Raw genomic sequence first — 23533 nt, 5'->3', positions numbered from 1 at the left:
ACACAAAATACTTCCGTAGAAGGGAGAAAAGCCATGATTCAGATTTATAAAACAGAAGACGGCCTGATTCAACAAAAGGATGAGCTTTCTCCGGGGTGCTGGATCGCACTTACCAATCCTACAGCTACAGAGATACTGGAAATCGCAGATACCTACCGGATTGATCCGGATGATTTAAGGGCTCCTCTTGATGAGGAAGAGCGTTCCCGTATTGAAACAGAGAATAATTACACACTGATCCTTGTTGACGTTCCAACCATTGAGGAGAGGGGCGGAAAAGACTGGTATGTTACCATACCTATGGGAATCATCACCACTGACGAAGCGATCATAACGGTATGCCTGGAAGAAACAACGGTATTAAATGCCTTTATGGATGGACGGGTCAGGGATTTCCATACTTACATGAAAACCCGGTTTATTCTTCAGATTCTTTATAAGAACGCATCGTTATATTTGCAGTATCTAAGAGTCATTGATAAAAAAAGCGCTGTTGTTGAAGAAAAACTTCATAAATCCACAAAAAACCGGGAGCTGATTGAGCTTTTGGAACTGGAAAAGAGTCTGGTTTATTTTACCACATCCTTACGTTCCAATGAAGTCGTGTTAGAAAAGCTTATGAGGAATGAAAAGATTAAGAAATATCCGGAAGATACCGAACTTCTTGAGGATGTTATCGTAGAGAACAAACAGGCGATTGAGATGGCCAACATCTACAGCGGAATTCTAAGCGGGACCATGGATGCATTTGCTTCCGTTATTTCCAATAACTTAAATATTGTCATGAAGTTTCTGGCAACGATCACCATTGTAATGTCCATACCTACCATGGTAGCAAGCTTTTATGGTATGAACGTGAATCCAGCGGGAGTTCCGTTTGCGGACAGCCCATATGGCTTCTGGATTGTTTTAGGTCTTACATTGATTCTTACATTGAGTGTTGCCTGGATTTTTTCCAAAAAGGATTTGTTTTAGCTTAGGAAGGTTGAACGCATGAAATTTTTTTATAATCTGGAACGCAGATACAGAAAATATGCCATTCCGAATCTTATGTACTATATTATTGGCATGTATGGGACCGGACTGTTCTTACAGCTTTTTGCTCCGGAATTTTATTTACAGTATTTAGCACTCGATGCACAGAAGATTCTAAGCGGTCAGGTGTGGAGAGTTGTTACCTTTATGATTTATCCGCCGGGCGGAGGAAGTCTTTTCGGAAGTCTGATCGGCATGTATCTTTACTATATGCTGGGAGTTAATTTAGAGAGAATCTGGGGAGCTTTCCGTTTTAATGTTTACTTCTTTATGGGAGTAATTGGTCATGTGGCAGCCGCTTTGGTTGTTTACATCTTTTTCAGACAGAGAATTTATCTGACAACGGAATTTTTAAATTATTCTCTGTTTTTTGCTTTTGCTGCAACATTCCCTGATCTGGAATTTCTTCTGTTTTTTGTGATTCCCATTAAGGCCAAATGGATGGCGATGTTTAATGGAATCTATTTCCTGTATGAGTTTATTATGGGAAATATGGCAACCAGAATTACGATTGTCATGTCGCTGATAAACTTTTTCGTGTTTTTCCTTCTGACCCGGGACTTAAACCGGTTTAATCCGAAGGAAATCAAAAGAAAGCAGAATTTTCACCGTCAGATGAAAATTATGCCCCAGGGAGGAACCCACCACAAGTGCGCCGTATGCGGTCGGACCGAAAAGGATTCCCCAAACCTGGAATTCCGGTATTGTTCAAAATGTGAAGGCAGTTTAGAATACTGTTCGGAGCATTTGTATACACATAAACATGTAACATCGGATAACCCCACAACCGGTGATACGACCAACTAGCTACGGAGGATAATATGAAGAGAACCAAAATTATTTGCACGATGGGACCAAACACAAATGACCGCGCACTGATGAAATCACTTGCTGAGCACGGAATGGATATTGCCAGATTTAACTTCTCACATGGTGACTATGAGGAACAAAAAGAACGTCTTGACATGTTAAAGAGCATTCGCCAGGAATTAGACCTTCCAATCGCTGCTCTTCTTGATACAAAAGGACCGGAGATTCGTACCGGACTTTTAAAAGATGGTAAAAAGGTAACCTTAAAAGAAGGCGATACCTATGTTCTCACAACAGAAGAGGTTGTGGGTGACGAGAGTAAGGGCCATATCAACTATGACGGCTTAAATGAAGATGTAGTTGCAGGCAACCGTATTCTGATTGATGACGGTTTGATTGAACTTGAGGTTTTAGAAGTTAAGGGCAGCGAAATCGTATGCAGAATTGTAAACGGCGGCGAACTGGGTGAGAGAAAGGGAGTTAATGTTCCTAATGTAAAGATAAAACTTCCGGCCCTTACTGATAAGGATAAAGCAGATATCTGTTTTGGTATCGAACAGGGCTTTGATTTTATTGCAGCTTCCTTTGTACGTACAGCAGCAGCTGTCCGTGAAATTAAGGATATTCTGGCTGAGCATGGCTCTGATATCGCAGTCATTGCAAAGATTGAGAATGCAGAAGGAATTGAAAACCTGGATGAAATTATTGAAGCCAGTGATGGAATCATGGTTGCCCGTGGTGATATGGGTGTTGAGATTCCCGCTCAGGAAGTTCCATTTATCCAGAAAAGCATTATTGAGAAATGTAATGAGGCCTGCAAACCGGTTATTACTGCAACACAGATGTTAGATTCCATGATCCGTAATCCACGTCCAACCAGAGCAGAAGTAACTGACGTTGCCAATGCTGTTTATGACGGAACTGACGCAGTTATGCTTTCTGGTGAGACTGCAATGGGTAAATATCCGGTAGAGGCTCTTTCCATGATGGCTTCCATCGTAGAAGAAACAGAAAAGCACCTGGACTATACCGGATACAGACAGCGTAAGGTATCTGCTGTGAATACACAGAATGTATCCAATGCAGTATGCTACTCTTCCGTATCCACCGCTCATGATCTGGGCGCAAAAGTGATTGTAGCTCCAAGTATTACTGGTTTCACCACAAGACTGTTATCCAAGTGGAGACCGGAAAGTTTAATCATCGGTTTATCTCCAAGTGCATCAGCTCTTCGCCAGATGCAGCTGTACTGGGGTGTTATACCATTCCAGGCAAGACGTGCCGAGTCAACTGACGTGTTAATCTATTCCTCTCTGGAACTGTTAAAGGCAAGATCCATTATTAAAGAGGATGACATAGTGGTTGTAACCGCTGGTGTAGTAAGCCCTGCAAGAAAGCATGAGCCTGCAGCTCACACCAATATTATGCGTGTTGTGACAGTCGATTAATGACTTCTTACAGTATTTCTGAATATTTATACAAAAAAGTGTAGACAAAAGAGTCTATCCCCGGTACAATGTAGCTTACCAGCAGATGTGCCGGAGAGGGCTCTTTTCTGCATATGGTAACGTTATGAGAGGAGAGGAAAACAATGGAGAAAAGACCATTTGTAACCAGAGAACAATTAGAAGAAATTGTGAATGAATATCCAACTCCCTTCCATTTATACGATGAAAAGGGCATCAGGGAGAATGCGAAGAAATTAAAAGAAGCATTTTCCTGGAATAAGGGATACCGGGAATATTTTGCGGTGAAGGCAACTCCCAATCCATTTATTTTAAATATATTAAAAGAGTATGGATGCGGAGCTGACTGTTCCTCTATGACGGAGCTTATGATGTCTGATGCCATAGGATTTTCCGGTTCCGACATTATGTTTTCCTCCAATGACACGCCTGCAGAGGAATTCCAGTTTGCAGACCAGATCGGAGGAATCATCAATCTGGATGACATTACTCATATTGATTTTCTGGAAAAAGCCATCGGTCATATTCCGGAAACCATCAGCTGCCGTTATAATCCGGGCGGAATATTTAAGATCAGCAATGATATTATGGATAATCCCGGAGATGCCAAGTATGGTATGACCACAGAGCAGATCTTTGAGGCATTTCGGATCTTAAAGAGTAAGGGAGCAAAGAAATTCGGAATTCATGCATTTCTGGCAAGCAATACGGTGACTACGGAATATTATCCCCTTCTTGCAAAGGTTCTTTTTGAGCTTGCAGTCAAGTTAAAAAAGGAAACAGGAGCAGAGGTCACTTTTATCAATCTTTCCGGCGGAATTGGTATTCCTTACCGTCCGGGTCAGGAACCCAACGATATTCTGGCAATTGGTGAGGGAGTAAGAAAGGTTTATGAAGAAGTACTTGTTCCGGAAGGAATGGGGGATGTGGCAATCTATACGGAGCTTGGGCGGTTTATGTTAGGACCCTACGGCGCGTTGGTTACCAGAGCCATTCATGAAAAACATACACACAAAGAGTATGTGGGCGTAGATGCCTGTGCAGTAAATCTTATGAGACCTGCCATGTATGGTGCCTACCATCACATTACGGTTATGGGGAAAGAGGATGCTCCCTGCAGCCATAAGTATGATGTTGTAGGTTCCCTTTGTGAGAATAACGATAAGTTTGCCATTGACCGCATGCTGCCGGAGATATCCAGGGGTGACCTGCTTTTTATTCATGATACTGGTGCTCACGGGTATGCCATGGGATATAATTACAACGGTAAATTAAAATCTGCAGAGCTGCTTCTCAAAGAGGATGGATCCGTAGAGCTGATTCGCAGGGCAGAGACTCCAAAAGACTATTTTGCAACGTTTGATTGCTTTGATGTGCTTAAAAATATAAAGTATGAATAATTGCATATAATAAAAAAAGAAGACCCCGTTTTCAGACATCTGTCAACGGGATCTTCTTTTTTGTACAGAAAAATCCCTGTGTCTATGACACAGGGGACTTTTCTTAGGATTTTCGGATTTTCAAAAAGGGTGAAAGGATAATTGTTACGTTGTGCATTTCTTATGTGTTTAGTATAACACACCGCTTCCTGAAAAGTTTGTATATTATTTGAATAGATTATGAAGATTTTCTTAATATGGTTGAAACTGCATTGGGATATAAACTGCAGATGTAAAATTCCTGCCTGTATTTTAGATGGAATAGAAACCATGGGAAGCGTACCGGAATATCTTAATAAAAAAAGGAATCAGGTAGCGGACTGTGAATCAGGTAAGAGAAGTGATACACTGTGACAGTGCCCTTCGCATGGGACTGACCGGTCGCGGAATTGGTGTTGCAGTTCTTGATACGGGAATTTACCTTCATGAGGATCTTGAACATAGATTGGCAGCTTTTGTGGACATTGTTCACCGCAGGCGGGAGCCATACGATGACAATGGCCATGGTACTCATATATCCGGAATCATAGCAGGAGAGGGAAGAGCCTCCAATGGCCTCTATATGGGGGTTGCTCCGGAGTGCCACATTATTATGCTGAAAGTATTGGACAAAAAAGGAAATGGATATGCTTCAGATGTACTTTCTGGTCTGAAGTGGATCCGTGACAATAGAGAGAGGTATGGAATCAGGATTGTAAATATATCGGTTGGTTCCTTTTCAAGAAAAGGAATGACGGAAAATTCCGTACTGGTAAGAGGTGTAAATGCGGCCTGGGATGACGGTCTTGTGGTATGTGTTGCAGCAGGAAACATGGGACCTGGAACCAATACCATTACAACGCCCGGAATCAGCAGAAAAGTGATAACGGTAGGCTGTTCCGATGATTACAAAGAGGTAAATGTAATGGGAAACCGGATGATTGACTATTCCGGCAGAGGTCCAACGGGTGCATGTATCTGTAAGCCGGAAATCATTGCTCCCGGAGCCGGAATCATAAGTTGTTCCAATGAACCAGGGCAGTATCAGACAAAAAGCGGGACTTCCATGTCCACTCCCCTGGTATCCGGAGCCATTGCACTGTTGCTTCAGAAATATCCCTATATGAGCAATCGGGATGTAAAATTAATGTTAAGAGAGCGGGCTGTGGATGCCGGGCTCCCCATGAACCAGCAGGGTTGGGGAATGCTTGATGTAGAGCAGCTTCTGCTATAGAAAATGGATACGGACTGTTCTTTTTTTTAAGGCGGTCCGTATCTGTCTTTGTCAGGAAAAACTTGCAGAGTCCTTATGTCTGTGCTATAGTAAAACAGAAGTCATAAGGCAGTCTGCCTTTTTTGTCTCCCATTCAGGCGTTTCGCCCTATTTTCCAAAGTAACTATATTAAGTAAACCCACTAAGGCAGGAGTGTGATGCGTATGATTGAAGAAGCGTAAAAATACAGGTTGACTTTTGCCTGGAAATATACTATCATTATAATATTAAAAGAACATTTGTTCGTGTTGGAGGATAAGATGAATAAAGATGATAAGCTGAAAGCACTGGATGCCGCACTTACCCAGATAGAGAAAGCATATGGAAAAGGATCTGTCATGAAGCTGGGAGATTCTGGAACCAATATGAATGTAGAGACCATACCCACCGGAGCATTAAGTCTGGACATCGCACTTGGCCTTGGCGGAATTCCCAAAGGAAGAGTTGTGGAGATCTATGGACCGGAATCCAGTGGTAAGACCACAGTTGCTCTTCATATGGTAGCAGAGGTTCAGAAGCGTGGAGGAATCGCAGGATTTATCGATGCGGAGCACGCCCTTGACCCTGTTTATGCAAAGAACATCGGTGTTGATATCGATAATTTATATATTTCCCAGCCAGATAACGGAGAACAGGCTCTAGAGATCACGGAAACCATGGTTAGGTCCGGTGCAGTTGATATCATCATTGTAGACTCTGTTGCAGCCCTTGTGCCCAAAGCGGAGATTGAGGGAGATATGGGTGATTCCCACGTAGGTCTTCAGGCAAGGCTTATGTCCCAGGCTCTCAGAAAGCTTACTGCTGTTATCAGCAAGTCCAACTGTATTGTTTTATTCATTAACCAGCTTCGAGAAAAAGTAGGAGTTATGTTCGGAAGTCCGGAGACAACCACCGGCGGCCGTGCACTTAAGTTCTACGCTTCTGTCCGTATGGATATCCGTAAGATTGAGACCTTAAAGCAGGGCGGCGATATGGTAGGTAACAGAGCCCGTGTGAAGGTGGTTAAGAACAAGATCGCTCCCCCATTTAAGGAAGCTGAGTTTGATATCATGTTCGGAAGAGGAATTTCCAAAGAAGGAGATATCCTGGATCTGGCGGTAAAAGAGAATATTGTTGAGAAAAGCGGCGCATGGTTTGCCTATAATAACGTGAAGATCGGTCAGGGAAGAGAAAACTCCAAGATTTATCTTCAGGACAACCCGGCTGTTTGTCTGGAGATAGAGAATAAAGTCCGCGTGAAGTACGGGCTTGCAGAGGAAAAATCCATTGCAGGTGACCGTGCACCGGAAAAGGAAAGCAAGCGTATTAAGCCGGAGGAAGATAAGAACGGAGCTGTTAAGGAATAAAAACACTGGAGGGCATATGATAGTAACAGAGATAGTGCCCGTCGATAAACGCAGGAGTAAAGTCATTCTTGATGATGACTTTACTCTTGTTCTTTATAGAGGGGAATTAAAACGATATTTCATAGAAGAAGGAAGCGAGATTTCGGAAGAGGTTTATCAGGAGATCGTGAAGGAGATTCTGTACAAGAGAGCCAGGGAACGGGTTCTGTTTCTTTTAAAATCCTCCGATAAGACGGAGCAGGAGCTGCGGAGAAAATTAAAGGAGGGGTTTTACCCCCAGGAGGTCATTGATTATGCCATTCATTTCCTAAAGGAGCACCGTTTTATCAATGACCAGGAATACGCAAAAAGATATGTGGAATTTAATTCCAGAAAAAAGAGCGAACGGCAGATTGAGTTTGAACTTAAGAGAAAAGGACTGGACAAGGAAATCATTGGAGATATATTGAAGGAGCAGCCTGTAGATGAGGCTGCCATAGTCAGAGATTATATCAGGAAAAAGCGCTTAAACCCAGAGCAGATGGACGCCAGAGAGAAGAGCAAAGTGATGGCATCCCTGGGCAGAAAAGGTTTTTCTTATGAAGCGGTAAGCCGGGTTTTGGGCGAAATTTTTGTCGAAGACTGACAATAGTGAAAATGTGTATAAGTATACCGGAAACAGAGGTGAAATACTTGACATAATGTATAAAACAGTTTAAAATTGTAGTGTTGTATTGTTGTACAATGAAAATAAAATAAGGAGGTGCTCCTGTGTCAGTATCAGTATTCACGGCTGCATTGATTACGATCATTGCATCAGTAGTAGTTGCTTTTATTGCCTGGTCTGCTGCGACCGCATATCGTAAGAACACTTACGAAAGCAAAATTGGCTCTGCAGAAGAAAAATCCCGGGAAATAATAGATGAAGCATTAAAGACCGCTGAGACAAAGAAGCGTGAAGCTCTCCTTGAGGCGAAAGAAGAGTCTTTAAAGACTAAGAACGAACTGGAAAAGGAAACCAGGGAGAGAAGAGCTGAGCTTCAACGTTATGAAAGACGAGTATTAAGCAAGGAAGAAAACTTGGACAAGAAGTCTGAGACTATGGAAAAACGAGAAGCAGGTCTTGCTGCTCGAGAGGAAGCCCTGAATAAGAGAAATTCCGAAGTGGAATCTCTTTATGAAAAAGGCATTCAGGAACTGGAAAAAATTTCCGGACTTACCTCCGAACAGGCAAAAGAATATCTTTTAAAATCTGTTGAAGATGATGTTAAACATGACACTGCGAAATTAATTAAGGAACTGGAAAACAAAGCAAAAGAAGAAGCTGATAAAAAAGCAAAAGAATATGTGGTTACTGCCATTCAAAGATGTGCAGCGGACCATGTGGCAGAGACAACCGTTTCTGTTGTTCAGCTTCCCAATGATGAGATGAAGGGCCGTATTATCGGAAGAGAAGGCCGTAACATCCGCACGTTAGAAACCCTGACGGGTGTGGAATTGATTATTGATGATACCCCGGAGGCAGTTGTTTTATCCGGATTTGATCCGGTTCGTAGAGAAGTAGCTAGAATCGCGTTGGAACGCCTCATTGTGGATGGACGTATTCACCCAGCCAGAATCGAGGAGATGGTGGAGAAGGCGCAAAAAGAAGTTGAGACCAATATGCGTGAGGAAGGGGAAGCTGCCGCTCTTGAAGTTGGCATTCACGGGCTTCATCCAGAACTCATACGTTTGCTTGGAAAACTGAAATATAGAACAAGCTATGGACAGAATGCGTTAAAGCATTCCATTGAGGTCGCTCAGTTATCCGGGCTGTTAGCCGGAGAGATCGGTCTTGATATCCGTATGGCAAAACGTGCCGGTTTATTACATGATATTGGAAAAGCTGTGGATCATGAGATGGAAGGTTCTCATATTCAGCTGGGACTGGAGTTATGTAAGAAATACAAAGAATCCGCAATCGTACTAAACACCGTGGAATCTCATCATGGCGATGTAGAACCACAGAGTCTGATTGCCTGCGTTGTCCAGGCAGCAGATACCATATCTGCTGCAAGACCTGGTGCCAGAAGAGAGACTCTGGAAACATATACAAACAGATTAAAACAGTTAGAAGATATCACCAACTCCTTTAAGGGAGTGGACAAGTCCTTTGCCATTCAGGCAGGACGCGAAGTTCGGATTATGGTAGTTCCTGATCAGATTAACGATGATGATATGGTACTCCTGGCCCGTGATATTTCTAAGAAAATCGAAGATTCCTTAGAGTATCCGGGACAGATTAAGGTTAACGTGATCCGGGAGTCCAGAGTTACAGATTACGCGAAGTAAAATAGTGCCCTAAAACCGTATACTTATTCTGGTGCGGCTTTAGGGCATATTTCATGTCAGGAGGATGATACGTGAAACGTCGGATAAAAGTACTGTTAAGCTGCATACTGATTTGCCAGCTGTTTCTTATGACCGTTTATGCAAAACCGGATTGGCCGTCTGACACGGGCATCCAGGCAGAGTCGGGAATTGTAATTGATGCAGATACAGGCACCGTTATCTTTGGACAAAATATACACGCCGCTTATCCACCGGCAAGTATTACAAAGATACTGACTGCTTTAATCGTTCTGGAAAACAGTAATCTGACCGATATGGTGACATTTTCCAAAGACTCTGTTTACAATGTAGAAGAAGGAAGCGGAAATAAACTGAATGTTACCAATGGAGATACGCTGTCTGTAGAGGACTGCCTCTATTCTCTTATTTTGCATTCCTGTAATCAGGCCGCCAATGCTCTGGCGGAACATGTAGGAGGAAGCAGAGAAGCTTTTGTAAAGATGATGAATGACAAACTGGTGGAGCTTGGCTGCACAGAAAGCCACTTTGAAAATCCATCAGGTTTAAATGGAGATACCCAGCATGTAACTGCTTATGATATGGCACTCATCGCACGTGCTGCTTATAATAATAAAAAAATGGTGGAGATCAGTTCTGCCGTCAGCCATAAGATTCCACCCACTGCCAATAATCCGGAGGGTCTGACCATTTATAATGAGCACAGACTGGTAAAAACCACGGATCAATCCAGTGAATTTTATTATCCTGCAGCTGTTGCAGGAAAAACCGGTTATCTGATCAAAGCCGGTAATACCCTTGTGACGTATGCGGAGAAAGATGGAAGAAGAGAGATTTCCGTTATATTAAAGGGAAGTCCAAGGCAGTATTTTATTGATGGAAAGAACCTTCTTGAATTTGGTTTTACCAATTTTGAAAATCTGCCCTTAGCAGGGAATGAGACGGAATATACGTCTGGGAACACCCCTGTATCCATAGGTTCTAAAAGCTATCAGCCTTCCGATCTTGAACTGGAGCAAAACGTAGCAGTCACTGTTCCAAAAGGAGCAGAATTCTCTGAGGTTGATAAGGAACTGGTGACGGATCTGCCAGCTGGCAGCCCAAAAGGTGCAGTGGCACTCATCCGCTATACTTATAATGACAGAGCAGTCGGACAGGCCTATCTGTTTGCAAAAGAACAGGAGGAATCCCAGAGTGAGAAACCGATAACAGAATCTTCCGGAAAACAGGAGGAAGAGACAAAGGCGGAAACAAACAACAACGCTCAAAAAGGAATTGGAGTACTGGGGACCCTTGGGTTTGCTGCGGCGGTTATTGCATTAGCAGCCGGAACTGTGTTTGTTGTGAAAAAGAAAAGAAAAGAGTCTAAAGAAATTGCCATGCGAAAAGAAGAACGAAGACGCCGCCTTCAGGAAGATGGTGATGCGGCTGACTTTGAACGCATTTTAAAAGAACGCAGAAACAAAAAGAAATAAATGAAAAAGACCAGCTGGGGAAGCTGGTCTTTTTTCGGAGAAGGTATTTCGTTTCTTATGGGGTGTAGCAAAAACTATATAATGTATTGGGGGGGGGTTACATGTAATAATATACCCCATTTTTCTTCAAAAGTGTCAACAAACATTCACAAATTTAAAATATAAAATTGTGCATTTTACCGTGTTTTAATCATGTGATTGTGGAAAAAACATAGATTACTATATTAATAACCCCATCTCTTGTGCTATATACCATCTTATATAAGTATGAATTATTTGGAAATAAAGGGTCAGATATGGTAAAATAAATAAAAACAACTTGTGCAATGGTGCGTACAAGTTATAAATTGTAAGTAAGAGGATGACTGGTTCACTCTCATGGAAAAATCAGGAGGTAGAAATCAATGAGGTTCTTTGTAGACACGGCAAACATTGAAGAAATCAGAAAAGCCAATGAGATGGGAATTATCTGCGGTGTTACCACCAATCCGTCTTTGATTGCCAAAGAAGGAAGGGATTTTAAACAGGTGATAGAAGAGATTACGTCAATTGTGGATGGTCCCATCAGCGGTGAAGTAAAAGCGACTACGACAGATGCAAAAGGGATGATTGAAGAGGGGCGGCAGATTGCAGCCATCCATCCCAATATGGTTGTTAAGATTCCCATGACTGCAGAAGGCTTAAAAGCGGTTAAAGTGCTGACAGGGGAAGGAATAAAGACCAATGTGACCCTGGTATTTTCAGCAGCCCAGGCTCTTTTGGCTGCAAGGGCAGGAGCTACCTACGTATCTCCGTTCTTAGGAAGACTTGATGATATTTCAATGCCTGGAATTGATCTCATTAATGAGATCACCGAGATATTTTCAATCCATGAGATTGAGACTGAAATCATAGCGGCCAGCATACGCAATCCCATCCATGTGATCGATTGTGCAAAAGCCGGTGCTGATATTGCTACCGTGCCTTATCCGGTGCTGGAACAGATGACAAAACACCCCTTAACTGATCAGGGAATTAAAAAATTTCAGGATGACTACCGAAACGTATTCGGAGAATAAAACTAATTATCGTTTAGAAAGGTTGGACACTACTAATGGCATGTAACAAAGTAAAAATGGTGATTGACAAAGAATTCCGTATTTCAGAGGTTGATGAAAGGATCTATGGTTCTTTTATCGAACATCTTGGAAGAGCAGTATATGACGGTATTTATAGTCCGGAGCATCCGTCGGCTGATGAATATGGTTTCCGTAATGACGTAAAGGAATTGATAAAAGAGTTAAATGTTCCGATTATCCGGTATCCAGGCGGAAACTTCGTTTCCAGTTTTAACTGGGAAGACAGTGTGGGTCCGGTGAGTGAGCGTCCCAGAAGACTGGAGCTTGCATGGAAAAGCATTGAAGAGAATAAGGTTGGATTAAACGAATTTACCAAATGGGCAAGAAATGCAGGATCTGATGTAATGATGGCGGTAAACTTGGGGACAAGAGGGATTGCCGATGCCTGCAACATTCTGGAATACTGCAATCACCCGGGTAATACCAAATACAGCGATTTAAGAATCAGTCATGGATATAAAGAGCCTCATAATATTAAAACATGGTGTCTGGGCAATGAAATGGACGGTCCGTGGCAGCTGGGACATAAGACAATGGAAGAGTATGGACGCCTTGCGGAAGAGACTGCAAGAGCCATGAAGATTATCGATCCTACCATTGAGCTGGTTTCCTGCGGAAGCTCTTCCCTCACCATGCCTACATTCCCGGATTGGGAGGCAGTTACCCTCCAGCATACCTATGATCACGTGGATTATGTTTCCATGCACCAGTATTATGGTAATGGAAAAGGAGACAGTGAGGATTTCCTTGCCTCTTCCGATGACATGGATCAGTTTATCCGCACAGTAATTGCTACCTGCGATTATGTGAAAGCAAAAAAGAGGGGCAAAAAGGATATTAAAATCAGCTTTGATGAGTGGAATGTATGGTATCACTCCTCTGCAGCTGATAGCGAAACAACAGAAAAACATCCATGGCAGATTGCACCTCCCCTGTTAGAGGACATCTATAATTTTGAAGATGCACTTTTAGTAGGCCTGATGTTAATCACTTTATTAAAGCATGCTGACAGGGTGAAGATGGCATGTCTGGCACAGTTAGTTAATGTAATTGCTCCGATTATGACAGAAGCTGGCGGCGGCGCAGCCTGGAAGCAGACAATCTTCTATCCATTCATGCATGCGTCAGCTTACGGAAGAGGAACCGCTCTCTTACCAGTGATCAGCTCTCCGAAATTTGACACTGCCACCCATGTAGATGTAACAGCAGTAGAAGCGGTTTCTGTTTACAATGAGGAAAAAGAGGAAGTAACCATTTTCGCAGTCAACCGTTCTATCAAAGATGATGCAGAAATGACAATAGATGTCAGATGTTTTGAGGGATACCGTATTCTGGAGCACACCGTACTGGAAAGTGATGATCTGTTAGCAGTGAACGGACCATTTAATGAAAAAGTGGCACCAAAGCAGACCAGCCAGTCTACCTTAGATGGCGGAACTGTAACAAGCGTCTTACACAAGGCATCCTGGAACGTAATTCGTCTGGGCAAATAAAACAGGAGGGGGTTATACATATGAAACAAAAAGCGTATCAATTCTGGTTTGCAACAGGCTCTCAGGACCTTTACGGAGAAGCCTGCTTAAGAGATGTAGCAGAACATGCAGGAATTATAACCGGTAGGCTTAACGCCTCCGGCCTCCTGCCATATGAAGTGGTTTTAAAACCGGTGCTCATTGACAATGCTTCCATACGGTCTTTGTTCCGTCAGGCAAATGATGATGAATACTGCGCAGGTGTCATTACCTGGATGCATACATTTTCCCCTGCGAAATCCTGGATCTTAGGTTTGCAGGAATACAGAAAACCCCTGCTTCATTTACATACCCAGTTTAACCAGGAAATCCCATATGATTCTATAGATATGGACTTCATGAACGAGAACCAGTCAGCCCACGGCGACCGGGAATTCGGACATATGGTAACCAGAATGGGATTGGTAAGAGAAGTAATTGCCGGTTTCTGGGATGATGATTCGGTGAAAAGAAGAATTGCTTCCTGGATGAGAACTGCAGTGGGAATTGTAGAAAGCAGCCATATCCGTGTAGTACGTTTTGCTGATAATATGCGAAACGTAGCAGTTACAGAAGGAGATAAGGTAGAGGCCCAGATGAAATTTGGCTGGGAGATCGATGCATATCCGGTGAATGAAGTTGCAGATTATGTTTCAGATGTAAAAGCGGGAGACGTTTCTGCACTTATGGAAGAATATTATGACCGCTACGATATTTTGCTGGAGGGAAGAGATCCTGAGGAATTTAAAAAACATGTGGCAGTTCAGGCACAGATTGAGCTTGGATTTGAAGCATTTTTAAAAGAAAAAAATTATCAGGCAATCGTTACCCATTTCGGTGATTTAGGTTCCTTAAAACAGCTTCCCGGACTTGCAATCCAGCGTCTGATGGTAAAAGGGTACGGCTTCGGCGGAGAAGGCGACTGGAAAACAGCGGCCATGGTACGCTTAATGAAGCTGATGACAGAGGGGACAAAGGATGCAAAGGGAACTTCTTTCATGGAGGATTATACATATAATCTGGTTCCGGGCAAGGAAGGGATTCTTCAGGCTCATATGCTGGAGGTCTGTCCGTCTATTGCAGAGGGCAAAGCAGGCATCAAGGTAAATCCATTGACCATGGGAGACAGAGAAGATCCTGCAAGACTTGTATTTACTGCAAAAGAGGGCAGAGGAGTTGCTGCTTCCCTCATCGATCTGGGAAACCGCTTCCGCCTTATTATCAATACAGTTAATTGTAAAAAGGTGGAAAAACCCATGCCCAAGCTTCCGGTGGCGTCAGCATTCTGGACTCCGGAGCCAAACTTAATAACTGGTGCGGAATGCTGGATTCTGGCAGGCGGTGCCCATCATACGGCATTTACCTATGATCTGACAGCGAAACAGCTGGGGGACTGGGCGGAAGCAATGGGAATCGAGGCTGTTTATATTGATGAAAATACAAATATCCGTGATTTTAAGAATGAACTGAGATGGAATTCGGTGGCATATCGCTGATACTGATAGAAAGTTTGAGGGGGTTTCTATGGATAACGAAAAATTAATAGCAGCAATCCGGGAAGGAAATACCGCACTGGGAATCGAACTGGGCTCCACCAGAATCAAGGCAGTCCTGGTAGATGAAAATCATAATCCCATCGCTTCCGGCGGTCATGACTGGGAAAACCGTTATGAAAACGGAATCTGGACCTATGGCATTGATGATATATGGGAAGGTGTCAGGGAAAGCTACGGGAAGATGGCAGATGAAGTAAAGGAGAAGTACGGGGTAACGATTACTACCATCGGAGCCATTGGATTTTCTGCCATGATGCATGGATATATGGCATTTGACAAGAATGGAGAGTTACTGGTTCCATTTCGGACCTGGAGAAATACCATGACGGAAGAGGCAGCCGGAAAACTGACGGAGCTGTTTTCGTTCCACATTCCTCAAAGATGGAGCATTGCCCATTTGTATCAGGCTATTTTAAATGGCGAGAGCCATGTTTCTGAAATCGATTATCTGATTACTCTGGAAGGATATGTTCACTGGAAGCTGACCGGGAAGAGAGTCCTGGGCATCGGCGACTGTGCCGGAATGTTTCCTGTAGACAGTGAGACAAAGGATTTTAATGAGCGGATGATCAGCCAGTTTGATGAGCTTGTCTCTGACCGGAATCTGCCATGGAAATTTAGGGATATCATGCCTGAAGTTCTGACTGCAGGAGAAGACGCAGGTACTCTTACTGCAGCGGGAGCGGCTTTGCTGGATGAAAGCGGCAATTTAAAGCCTGGTATTCCACTCTGCCCGCCGGAAGGTGATGCAGGAACCGGTATGACTGCCACCAACTCTGTTGCAAAGAGAACCGGTAATGTATCGGCAGGTACCAGTGTTTTTGCCATGGTAGTGCTGGAAAAGGAGCTTTCCAAAGTTTATGAAGAGCTTGACCTGGTTACCACACCGGCAGGAGACGCTGTTGCCATGGTACACTGCAATAACTGCACTTCTGACTTAAATGCATGGGTTGGTTTGTTTGAAGAGTTTGCAAATACCATGGGTATGAAGCCGGATAAAAACGAACTTTTTACCGCACTTTATAAAAAGGCACTGGAAGGCGATAAAGATGGCGGCGGACTTTTGTCCTACGGCTATTTATCGGGAGAACATATCACTCATTTTGAAGAAGGAAGACCATTATTTGTCCGAACTCCAAACAGCAGGTTTGACCTGGCAAACTTCATGAGAGTCCATCTTTATACGGCTTTGGGAGCCTTAAATATGGGCATGGAGATTCTGTTTAAAGAAGGTGTGAAGCTGGATGTGCTTCTGGGACACGGCGGTCTGTTTAAGACCAGAGAAACGGGGCAGAGAATCATGGCTGCAGCTGTGGGAGTTCCTGTTTCTGTTATGGAAACGGCTGGAGAAGGCGGAGCCTGGGGAGCAGCACTGCTTGCATCCTACCTGCTTCGCAAGAAAGAAGGCGAATCTCTGGATCATTACTTATCTGACCGGGTATTTAAAGATATGGCAGGTGAAACCATGGAGCCGGATCCGGAAGATGTAACAGGATTCCAGACATTTATGAAGCGGTATAAAAAGGGTCTTGCCATTGAACGGGCGGCAGTGGACAGCTTAAACATATAGAGAAAGGATAAAGGCGATACGATGCTGGAAGAACTGAAATTAAGTGTATATGAAGCAAATATGGAATTGCCCCGGAGAGGGCTGATTACCTACACCTGGGGAAATGTCAGCGGCATTGACCGGGAAAAGGGGTTATTTGTTATTAAACCCAGTGGAGTGGATTATGATAAGCTGAAACCGGAGGACATGGTGGTTATGGATTTAGACGGCAATCAGGTGGAGGGAGAATTAAATCCCTCTTCGGATACAGCCACCCATCTGGAACTGTACCGGGCATTTGAAAAGATTGGCGGAATAGTCCATACCCACTCCCCTATGGCCACCTCCTGGGCTCAGGCCGGAAGAGCGCTGCCCTGCTATGGCACTACCCATGCAGATTATTTTTATGGAGAGATTCCGTGTGCAAGAAACTTAACTCAGGAAGAGATTGATGAAGGCTATGAGAAAAATACGGGAACTGTGATTATAGAAACCTTTGAAGGGATTGATCCCATGCATGTTCCGGCGGTATTGTGCAAAAACCATGGTCCTTTTACCTGGGGAACTGATGCGGCCAATGCAGTACACAATGCGGTGGTATTAGAAGAAATTGCAAAAATGAATTTAATGACAGAGCTGTTAAATACAGCAGTAAAGCCAGCACCCCAGTCCTTGCAGGATAAGCATTTTATGAGAAAGCACGGACCGGATGCCTATTATGGGCAGAAAAAATAGCAAGGAGTCCTTACAGTGTCGGACAGTGGAAAAACAAAGTATTACGTATTAATGGAAGAACTGAAAAAAGAGATTATCTCCGGAGAGAAGAAGCCTGGAGACCGGCTTCCTTCGGAGAATCAGCTTTCGGAAGTTTACCATATCAGCCGTCATACGGTGAGAAAAGCCCTGTCCATACTGGAGCAGGAAGGCTACATTGAAGCGGAACATGGCAGAGGTACCTTCGTGTCCAGAAAAGCGGGAAGGAAAAAAGGGTCGGGCAATATAGCGGTGATTACTACCTATTTGTCCGACTATATTTTCCCGCGGCTGATTCAGGGAATCGATCAGGTACTGACGGAGAATGGTTACAGTATTATTATTAAAAATACAGGAAACAGCAGATTAAAAGAAAGCAGATGTTTAGAAGAAATCCTGGAAAAAGACGTGGACGGACTCATTATTGAACCAAGCAAAAGCGAGATTCTCTGTGGGCACAGGGGACTGTATGACAAGCTGGATTTTTATAAGATACCTTATGTGTTTATACAGGGCTACTACGCCCAGATGAAAAGCAAACCCCATATCAGGCTTGATGACTGTATGGGTGGATATCTGGTGACAAAGTATCTCCTTGATCTGGGGCATGAGCATATACTGGGGATTTTTAAGGCAGATGACAGCCAGGGAAGAGACAGGCACAAAGGCTTTGTAAAGGCCCTTCAGGAAAGCGGTTTTTCCTACGATCCGGATATGGTGATCTGGTATCATACTGAGGACCGGTCTGCCAAGCCTTCTGAGGCTTTAAAGATTATGCTGGAGGAGGAGATCCCTGTTGACGGGATTGTCTGCTACAACGATCAGATTGCCTTTGAGGTTATTAAGACTATACAGAAAGAAGGGATTTCTGTTCCGGAAGAGATATCTGTCACAGGGTATGACAATTCTTTCATAGCAGAAAATGGAATGGTGAAGCTAACCACCATTGCACACCCACAGGAACGGCTGGGGGCAATGGCGGCTGAACTGCTTTTGGAAAAGATTCATGAAATTCCGGACGAAGAAAGCCGGGTGGAACGGGTATTAAAGCCGGTACTTGTGATCCGGGAGTCCTGCAAAGACAGGAGAAAGAATCCGTAACCGGTTAGTATTTCTTCAGTTTTCCCATATAAAGAACACAGCCCAGTATTAAGGATCCGGACAGCAGGAAGAGAATCTGCATACCGCTGACTGGCAGGTCCCCGATTTTAAAAGATGGGAGTATGGTCAGTAAACTGGCGCCTATGAGGGTGGAGAAAAAGCCGCAAAGTCCCGCATAGGATGAATTGGCACTGACGTATAAAACCCGTTTATCTTCTGGTGCATAATGATACTGCAGATTAAAAACGGATATTGCAATTCCGCCCCATGCAGCTCCGGATAAGGCCTGTAAGACAGGCTGGAGGGCATAGCAGGTATCCGGTGTCATAAAGAGCCAGCTGATATGGATAAAACCAAGCAGTCCCATGGAAAGTCTGCCGGCAAGAAGCCAGGAGGTGGCATCTGCCAGTTTCCCCCAAAGCCATGCAGCCAGAATCCGGACGGTGGATGAAATCAGTCCAAGAAATGTGATATAAGTATAATCCATTTTAAGTCCGGTAACCATGTATACACTGAAAAAAGGACCTGCAATCTGCAGAGCAAGGTTCCAGAATACATAGGTGATCATAACCTTCCGGTATTTTATGTCAGCAATTGGAGCCAGAAGAACATCCTTTAATTTCTGTTTATGGGGAGTACTTTCCGGTTCTTTTATGGATAGCAGGCACCAGAAGTCTGTACATGCAATCATAAGAACGGTGGCCCCGACTACCAGAAAGCCGGTCTGTTCCATGGAGTTGTTGCGAAACCAGTCCATGACTCTGCCCATAATAAGACTTAAAACAGTGGAGAAAGCAAAGGCAAAGGAATCTTTTCGGCCAAGATAATCTCCTCTGATATTCTGGGGAACCAGCTGGAGTATCCAGTTCCCGGTTCCGGTACCGATGGATGCACCAAAGAAGTGGGCGATTCCATAGAGAATGACCACTGCTGTCAAACGAATGACCGGCTGAGTGATAAATAACGGCAGAAAAAACATCAGTGAAAGCAGCAGCCTGTGGACAAAGGAAAAACCAACAATCAGTCCTTTTTTTCTACTGAGGCTTTCTAAAAGTATGGATGAAAACATCTGAAGGCTGCAAAGAAGGAGTGGAATAGATCCAATGATGCCGTTTAAAGAGTCTTCAGCTCCCAAAGAACTGGCGTATCCGGAGAGAAAAGCACCTGTGGTGAGCGTAACGATACCATTGGCGCAGCATCCTTCCGCAATAAAAAGATTTCGTCCTTTTGAAAAATCTGTGGCTGTCATAGGCGTTGTTTCCTTACTGGAAAACGCCGTTTTTTTTCTTGTCAAGTCTGTAACCATTATAGATAAACGGCAAATCTGCCGTGTTCCCCTTTTCTTTTATTCGTAGATCTGCTATCCTTTTTATAGAAATAAAAATACTTTCTCTATATTGCCAGTTTGAGTCAAAGGATACAAGAGGAAAAAGAAGCGAAAAACTGGATGATTCCGACTTGAAGACAACAGAGGGGGGCGACACATGGAACATTACTTACATCTAAAGGCAGTTCTTCCAGTAAGGGCATTAAATGCAGGATATCTGGTTACAGAGGGAAAGGGACGGCACGCAGACCGTGTCATGGATTCCTTTGAAATTATCTATGTCAATTCCGGTGTGCTGGGAATTGCGGAAGAAGATGTGGAATATGAAGTGGAAGAGGGGGAGGCCCTGATTTTATTTCCTGGCAGGCATCATTGGGGAACCAGGGAATTTGGAACGGATTTAAATTTTTACTGGCTTCATTTTCATTTGGAAGAGAAGGCAGAAGAGATTGGAACAGATATTATGTCCCTTCCCCAGCTCATACGGATCGGAAAACCCCAGCAGTTTGAGGAACTGTTTCGCCGGTTTATTAAGAGGCAGAATGTATGCAGGGAGGACAGAACTATTTTAAATCTGGTTTTGCTAGAACTGCTTTGCGAGCTGAGTGATTCTCTTTCTCCCATGGAAATTAACGGGCAAAAGGTGCTTCTGGCCAACCAGGCTGGGCAGTATATTAAAAACCATATAAAAGAACCGTTATCGGCTTCCATATTGGCGGAAAAGCTGGAATGCAGTCCGGATTATTTAGGACGGACCTATCATGCAGTTTATGGAAAGACTCTGACGGAAGGAATCCATGAGGCCCGGCTTAATAAGGCATGCAGAATGCTGATTGAGACGAATCTGACGGGAAGTGAGATTGCTTACCGGTGCGGATATGAAGACGTGGATTATTTCAGAAGGATATTTAAGAAATATATGGGAATGACAGCAAAGGAATACCGGCAGACCTATAGTGTCATTGAACGGTAGAAGAAAGGCGGCAGGGGATACATTTACCTTGCTGCCTTTCTGTATTCAGCTGGAGAAACTCCGGCAGTTTTTTTAAATATACGGCTGAAATAGAGCGGGTTATCATAACCGATGATTCCACCTATTTCACCGATGCTGTAATCTGTACTTTCTAAGAGCTCCTTGGCTTTCCTGATCCGGATATCGGTTAGATATCTCCCAGGAGGCATTCCGGAATATTCCTTGAAGCTTCGGATGAACCAGCAGGTGCTCATGTGAAGTTCTCTGGCATACGTCTCAACTTCGATATTTTTGGCCAGGTTCTCATGAAAAAAACGGACTGCTTTTTCCATTTCTTTTTGAATTTCTGTTTTCTTAAATCCGCCTTCTTCTCTGATTCGTTTGAGGAGGAGAAAAAGCTGCTTTAAGTAAAGGGCGGACAGCTCCTCAAAGGAAGGGCGGGTAAGCTGTATTTCCCTGATTACTGACAGGAACAGTTCCTGATATTTGGAAGATATTCCAGCATACACGATCCGGTTTTCCAAAAAACCGGCTTCTCTGGTAAGAGAAGCAGCCTCGCTGCCGGTGAAGTGGAGCCAGTAAACCTCCGGCTTATCGTTTAAATAATAAGCATATTGCTGGGGGGTATTGGGAGGATATAAAAACATGCTGCCTTCTGAAACTTCGGTAACGGTTCCATTAAAGGTAAAAAAGGCTTTTCCTGATGCAATATAAAGGAGCTGATAATCAGAACGGCCGAGAGGACGGAAAGTTGACATAACATTGAGAGAAACCAGACGGTAGACTCCGCAGCTATTGACTCTTAATGGGACTTTCATATTTTCCAGTTCTTCTTCTGTCAAATTCATATAGCCTGTGTTTGTATACATGAAGGGAAGCTCCTTTCACCTTTTTTCTGACAGCCTGAAAGAGGTGGTTTTTTATTGTCTTATGTTATACTGATCAGCAATACTATTTAATTTGGAATCAAAATCTTCATTAATACTTTCCATGCTTTCATTAAAATCAGTCACGGGATCTTTCGTTTCCGGATTATCTTTCTTTTTTGAAATCAGAGTATCGGTTGCGTAATCATAAAGGTCTACCGTTTCTTCATGTCCGGGTGCAATATAGTAAGTGTGATTATTTTCATTGTTTTCGACATAGAGAATAGCCCAGTGATCAGTGAGGCCAATGTAAGAACAGGTACATTTTAGTTTATATAGATCCGTTGTTAATATAACATCTAAAAAGATGGTATCTGAATCTATTTTTTCAACGTTTTCATAGTAAGCATCTGAAACTTCCGAGATTCCAAGAATGGCCACACAGTCGTTCAGCTTTTTCTTGAGATAATCTAAATTTGGTAAATCTTGTGTATTCATTTCGGAATCTTCTGTTGAAGAGACCTCAGTAACACTTTCTGCAGCAGAGGTTTGCATTTCTTTCTCCACGGTTGCTTTTGAACAGCCTGATAATAGTAAGCACACTCCTATAATTATGAAACATTTTTTCACATTCATTTCCCCCATACTCGAATAAGATGATAAAACAGCGCAATTACCTGTTATTGTATCATTTTATCCATGCTTTGTCTAATCATGTAATTTTTTTTTGTTCTGAGCCAAGATTATATTTAACTCAAATTTTTTAAGTTATTATAAATTTGGTTACTTTTTTTACAAATAATCATACTAATAATTATAAATATAAATTACTAAGGTCGTGAATAAATGCCGCAATACCTGCTTAAAACAATTTGTTATAGAATCTGTCCAGGGGACACATTATTTTTAATTAGTCAGATGTTTGATACAACGATAGATGAAATCATGACTGCTAATCCTGAATTAAAGCCAGAAAATCTTACTGTCGGGCAAGTTATCTGTCTCAATCCGGGATTAAAATATTTTTCTTCAGAACGATATGATACCAATGAAATAAGTAAGTCACAGGCGGACTTAAGTGATTATATACGTGGACTCTGGGAGCAGCATGTTACATGGACCAGACTGACTATCCTGAGTTTAGTATTTAACCTGCCAGATGTAGATTTTGTTACAAACCGCCTGCTTAGAAATCCGAAAGACTTTGAAGCATTACTGAGGCTTTTTTATGGAGATGAGAAAGCTTCCACATTTTCAGATCTATTTACAAATCATCTTGTGATCGCTGCAGAACTTGTAAAGGCGGCCAAGGCCGGTGATAATAATGCTGCTGCAGATGCAGAAAAAAGATGGTATGCAAATGCGGATCAAATAGCTGATTTCCTTGCTGGTATCAACCCTTATTGGTCTCGGGAAGATTGGAAAGCAATGCTGTATAAACATTTGGCAATGACTAAAGACGAAGCTGTTAACATATTGACCGGTAAGTATTTGGAAAGTATTAATGATTTTGATGAAATTGAAGAACAGGCTTTGGTAATGGCTGACATGATGACAAATGGTATTATAAATCAATTTCCAGATATTTTTAAATAAAAATAAATAAACAGATTTACAGAGACGGACAG

The 23533-nt window shown here is 43.0% G+C and carries 20 protein-coding genes; 17 read left to right on the top strand and 3 right to left on the bottom strand.

The window, feature by feature from the left end:
- Positions 1-33: 33 nt before the first annotated feature.
- From ACOAOT_RS17655 to ACOAOT_RS17585, 15 genes are all read left to right on the top strand, one after another.
- Positions 34-975, top strand: coding sequence for a magnesium transporter CorA family protein (locus tag ACOAOT_RS17655; RefSeq protein WP_170822389.1), 942 nt, complete (start codon positions 34-36; stop codon positions 973-975).
- Positions 976-993: 18 nt separating this feature from the next.
- The gene (locus tag ACOAOT_RS17650) at positions 994-1842 is read left to right on the top strand and encodes a DUF1751 domain-containing protein (protein ID WP_349674542.1); all 849 of its coding nucleotides are present in this window, start codon (positions 994-996) and stop codon (positions 1840-1842) included.
- Positions 1843-1856: 14 nt separating this feature from the next.
- Positions 1857-3293 (top strand): pyruvate kinase, encoded by a 1437-nt coding sequence (gene pyk / locus ACOAOT_RS17645; RefSeq protein ID WP_420218187.1) that lies wholly within the window; start codon positions 1857-1859, stop codon positions 3291-3293.
- Positions 3294-3436: 143 nt separating this feature from the next.
- A complete protein-coding gene (locus tag ACOAOT_RS17640; protein WP_420218186.1) occupies positions 3437-4711 on the top strand; it encodes a diaminopimelate decarboxylase in 1275 nt (424 codons plus the stop codon).
- A 361-nt stretch (positions 4712-5072) separates the two neighbouring features.
- Positions 5073-5963, top strand: a complete 891-nt coding sequence (locus ACOAOT_RS17635) for a S8 family peptidase (protein WP_420218185.1) — start codon at positions 5073-5075, stop codon at positions 5961-5963.
- Positions 5964-6262: 299 nt separating this feature from the next.
- Entirely contained in the window at positions 6263-7348 is a 1086-nt protein-coding gene (gene recA / locus ACOAOT_RS17630) for a recombinase RecA (RefSeq protein WP_420218184.1), read from the top strand.
- Between the two features lie 16 nt (positions 7349-7364).
- The gene (locus tag ACOAOT_RS17625) at positions 7365-7973 is read left to right on the top strand and encodes a regulatory protein RecX (protein ID WP_420218183.1); all 609 of its coding nucleotides are present in this window, start codon (positions 7365-7367) and stop codon (positions 7971-7973) included.
- A 125-nt stretch (positions 7974-8098) separates the two neighbouring features.
- Complete coding sequence (gene rny / locus ACOAOT_RS17620) at positions 8099-9658, top strand: ribonuclease Y (RefSeq protein ID WP_420218182.1); 1560 nt, start codon at positions 8099-8101, stop codon at positions 9656-9658.
- A gap of 71 nt (positions 9659-9729) precedes the next feature.
- The gene (locus ACOAOT_RS17615) at positions 9730-11151 is read left to right on the top strand and encodes a D-alanyl-D-alanine carboxypeptidase family protein (RefSeq protein ID WP_420218181.1); all 1422 of its coding nucleotides are present in this window, start codon (positions 9730-9732) and stop codon (positions 11149-11151) included.
- Between the two features lie 404 nt (positions 11152-11555).
- The gene (gene fsa / locus ACOAOT_RS17610; RefSeq protein WP_420218180.1) at positions 11556-12209 is read left to right on the top strand and encodes a fructose-6-phosphate aldolase; all 654 of its coding nucleotides are present in this window, start codon (positions 11556-11558) and stop codon (positions 12207-12209) included.
- Between the two features lie 35 nt (positions 12210-12244).
- Positions 12245-13762: an arabinosylfuranosidase ArfA gene (gene arfA, locus ACOAOT_RS17605; protein ID WP_420218179.1), complete on the top strand. Its 1518-nt coding sequence runs from the start codon at positions 12245-12247 to the stop codon at positions 13760-13762.
- 20 nt (positions 13763-13782) lie between these two features.
- Positions 13783-15276 (top strand): L-arabinose isomerase, encoded by a 1494-nt coding sequence (araA, locus tag ACOAOT_RS17600; RefSeq protein WP_420218178.1) that lies wholly within the window; start codon positions 13783-13785, stop codon positions 15274-15276.
- A 28-nt stretch (positions 15277-15304) separates the two neighbouring features.
- Positions 15305-16906 carry a xylulokinase gene (locus tag ACOAOT_RS17595; protein ID WP_420218177.1) on the top strand — a complete coding sequence of 534 codons (1602 nt, stop codon included), beginning with the start codon at positions 15305-15307 and terminating at the stop codon, positions 16904-16906.
- A 21-nt stretch (positions 16907-16927) separates the two neighbouring features.
- Complete coding sequence (locus ACOAOT_RS17590) at positions 16928-17620, top strand: L-ribulose-5-phosphate 4-epimerase (protein ID WP_277409110.1); 693 nt, start codon at positions 16928-16930, stop codon at positions 17618-17620.
- A gap of 51 nt (positions 17621-17671) precedes the next feature.
- Positions 17672-18739 (top strand): GntR family transcriptional regulator, encoded by a 1068-nt coding sequence (locus tag ACOAOT_RS17585; protein WP_420219444.1) that lies wholly within the window; start codon positions 17672-17674, stop codon positions 18737-18739.
- A 4-nt stretch (positions 18740-18743) separates the two neighbouring features.
- Here the strand turns inward: ACOAOT_RS17585 and ACOAOT_RS17580 are convergent, their stop codons facing one another.
- Entirely contained in the window at positions 18744-19988 is a 1245-nt protein-coding gene (locus ACOAOT_RS17580) for an MFS transporter (protein ID WP_420218176.1), read from the bottom strand.
- A 235-nt stretch (positions 19989-20223) separates the two neighbouring features.
- Between ACOAOT_RS17580 and ACOAOT_RS17575 the strand changes: the two genes are divergently transcribed.
- On the top strand, positions 20224-21039 hold the full coding sequence (locus ACOAOT_RS17575; RefSeq protein ID WP_420218175.1) for a helix-turn-helix transcriptional regulator: 816 nt from the start codon (positions 20224-20226) through the stop codon (positions 21037-21039).
- A gap of 23 nt (positions 21040-21062) precedes the next feature.
- On the opposite strand, the gene ACOAOT_RS17570 is transcribed toward ACOAOT_RS17575, so the two are convergent.
- Positions 21063-21908 carry a helix-turn-helix domain-containing protein gene (locus ACOAOT_RS17570; RefSeq protein ID WP_420218174.1) on the bottom strand — a complete coding sequence of 282 codons (846 nt, stop codon included), beginning with the start codon at positions 21906-21908 and terminating at the stop codon, positions 21063-21065.
- 51 nt (positions 21909-21959) lie between these two features.
- Positions 21960-22541, bottom strand: a complete 582-nt coding sequence (locus ACOAOT_RS17565) for a hypothetical protein (protein WP_420218173.1) — start codon at positions 22539-22541, stop codon at positions 21960-21962.
- A 210-nt stretch (positions 22542-22751) separates the two neighbouring features.
- Between ACOAOT_RS17565 and ACOAOT_RS17560 the strand changes: the two genes are divergently transcribed.
- The gene (locus ACOAOT_RS17560) at positions 22752-23501 is read left to right on the top strand and encodes a LysM peptidoglycan-binding domain-containing protein (protein ID WP_420218172.1); all 750 of its coding nucleotides are present in this window, start codon (positions 22752-22754) and stop codon (positions 23499-23501) included.
- Positions 23502-23533: the final 32 nt, after the last annotated feature.

Origin of the sequence: Lacrimispora struthionigena (assembly GCF_048627165.1) — a bacterium.
In the GTDB taxonomy this organism is placed as follows: domain Bacteria; phylum Bacillota; class Clostridia; order Lachnospirales; family Lachnospiraceae; genus Lacrimispora.
The sequence above is the reverse complement of the archived record's forward strand: the minus strand, read 5'-3'. Positions and strand labels throughout refer to the sequence as shown.